The organism is Parvibaculum sp. (genome assembly GCF_035511255.1).
Taxonomy (GTDB): domain Bacteria; phylum Pseudomonadota; class Alphaproteobacteria; order Parvibaculales; family Parvibaculaceae; genus Parvibaculum.
Genome location: NZ_DATKFR010000090.1, coordinates 1 through 2,051 on the forward strand (window position 1 = coordinate 1; position 2,051 = coordinate 2,051).

Annotated in this window: 2 protein-coding genes; one reads left to right on the top strand and one right to left on the bottom strand. The window is 62.0% G+C overall.

Annotated features, from left to right (window positions below; translation table 11 throughout):
- The coding region (locus VMR03_RS03060; RefSeq protein WP_325402165.1) for an LLM class flavin-dependent oxidoreductase at window positions 1-930 on the bottom strand (930 nt) is incomplete at its 3' end.
- A 233-nt stretch (window positions 931-1,163) separates the two neighbouring features.
- On the opposite strand from VMR03_RS03060, the gene VMR03_RS03065 reads away from it, so the two are divergent.
- A partial coding sequence (locus VMR03_RS03065) for an aldo/keto reductase (protein WP_325402167.1) occupies window positions 1,164-2,051 on the top strand: 888 nt, incomplete at its 3' end.

Here is a 2,051-nt window from a genome sequence, read left to right on the forward strand (position 1 = left end):
GCCGGGCGGCGCATATTGCGAGAGCGCGCCCGTCTGGATCGTCTTGATGGTGCGGTAGCCGGGCGCATCGGCAAAGCCGCCATAGACATGGAGGCAGCGGTTGTAGAAGTAGCTCACATGTTCGGAATAGAGCCGCTCGGCTTCCTCGTCCGTCTCGGCGACGCAGATCGTCTGGGCAAAGCCCGCGCGATAAGGCGATGCGTCGGGCGCGTTGCGCGCGGCGACGCGATCCCAGTAGCCCTGCATCAGCGCCTTGGCGCGGATGTAGCCGGAGAAGGAGAGGTAGGAGTAGGAATAGGTGTTGTCGATGCAGAAGTCGTAGGTCTCGACCGAGCCGCCGCCGGGAATGTGGATCGGCATCGGGTTCTGGATCGGACGCGGCCAGATGTTGACGTGGCGCAGCTTGTTGTAGCGGCCATTGAAGGCGAAGGGATCGGGCTCGTTCCAGGCGCGCTTGATGAGGTCATGCGCTTCGGCATATTTCTCGCGCGTCAGCGCCGGAATCTGGCCGTAGCAATAATTGGTGTCCATCGACGTGCCGACCGGGAAGCCCGCGACGAGGCGGCCGCCCGAAATGCAGTCGAGCATCGCGAATTCCTCGGCGACACGGACCGGCGGGTTATAAAGCGCGATCGAATTGCCGAGCACGACGAGACCGACATCCTTGGTGCGCCGCGCGAGGCCGGCCGCGATGATGTTCGGAGACGGCATGATGCCGTAGCCGTTCTGATGGTGCTCGTTGACGCCGATGCCGTCGAAGCCGAGCGTCGAGGCATATTCCAGCAGGTCCATATGCGAGTTGTAGACCTCGTGGCTCTTCGCCGGATCGAAGAGCCGCGAGTCGATGTCGACCCAGACCGAACGATGCTTCTCGCGGAAGTCGTCCGGGAGATACGGCCATGGCATCAGATTGAACCAGGTGAATTTCATGCGTCTCCTCCTCCTGAGACAGGCGGTCTCGCCGGCCCTTTCCGGGCTCTCTCGCGGCCGCCTTTTGTTTTAGGGTAATTGCCCTATTTTCGGAGTCTAAAGAATTTGCTTTAGGGGTGCAATCGCGACGCGGATGCAATTGCTGACAGAGATGTCATCTGCGCTGCGGTGCAAACGCGCTAAGCTCACACACCTGCCATTCACATCGTTCCATCAGATAACGGGAGACGCAGATGCGCATGAAGACGCTCGGCAAGTCCGGCCTCAAGGTTTCGGTCGTCGGCCTCGGCTGCAACAATTTCGGCATGAAGTGCGACCAGACGGAAACCGACGCCGTCGTCGGCAAGGCGCTTGATCTCGGCATCACGCTCTTCGATACGGCGGACATGTATGGCGGGCAGGGCGGCTCGGAAACGATGCTCGGCAAGGCGCTGGGGGCTCGGCGTAAGGACATCGTGCTGGCGACCAAGTTCGGCCTGCCGATGGGCCCCGGCGGCTACATGCAGGGCGCTTCGCGCCGCTACATCATGAATGCGGTGGAGGCAAGCCTGAAGCGTCTTGGTACGGATTATATCGACCTCTACCAGATCCATTTCCCCGATGCGGAAACGCCGATCGAGGAAACGCTGTCCGCGCTCGACGATCTCATCCGGGCCGGCAAGGTGCGTTATGTCGGTTCGTCGAACTTCACCGGCTGGCAGCTCGTCGAGGCCTGGTACATCGCCGAGAAGAGGGGCTATGCGAAGTTCATCTCGGCGCAGAACCATTACAATCTGCTCGACCGCAAGATCGAGACCGATCTCGTGCAGGCGGCGAATGCCTATGGCGCCAGCGTGCTGCCCTATTTCCCGCTGGCGAGCGGCATGCTGACGGGCAAATACAAGCGCAACGCAGCGGGGCCGAACGACTCGCGCCTTGTCATGTGGGGCGAGCGGGCGAAGTCGATCCTCACCGATGCCAATTTCGACATCGTCGAGAAGCTCGAGGCCTTCGCGGCGGCGCGCGGGCGCACGATCCTCGACGTCGCTTTCGGCTGGCTTGCCTCGCAGCCCCATGTCGGCAGCGTCATCGCCGGCGCGACGAAGCCCGAACAGGTCGAACTCAACGTGAAAGCCGGCGAA